The organism is Streptomyces sp. NRRL F-6676 (assembly GCF_000725625.1).
Taxonomy (GTDB): domain Bacteria; phylum Actinomycetota; class Actinomycetes; order Streptomycetales; family Streptomycetaceae; genus Streptomyces.
This window is the reverse complement of the sequence record NZ_JOHS01000158.1, coordinates 1-229: the sequence shown is the minus strand read 5'-3', so window position 1 is coordinate 229 and position 229 is coordinate 1. Positions and strand designations below refer to the sequence as shown.

Sequence of the window (229 nt, the reverse complement as noted above, 5' to 3'; positions counted from 1 at the left end):
CCCGCACACCAAGCCGGTGGTGTTCTGGGAGCGGGTGATCGGCGAGATCAACGGCCGCGACCCGGACGTCATCTTCCTGGCCGAGGCGTTCACCCGCCCGGCGATGATGCACACCCTGGGCGCGGTCGGCTTCCAGCAGTCGTACACGTACTTCACCTGGCGCACCACCAAGGAGGAGCTGACGGAGTACCTCACCGAGCTCTCCGGTGAGGCGGCCGCCTCCATGCGG

At 68.1% G+C, this 229-nt stretch carries 1 pseudogene; it reads left to right on the top strand.

Features of this window, described 5'->3' with window-relative positions:
* Positions 1-229 (top strand): annotated as a pseudogene (locus IO29_RS31425) (alpha-1,4-glucan--maltose-1-phosphate maltosyltransferase); the annotation flags it as partial.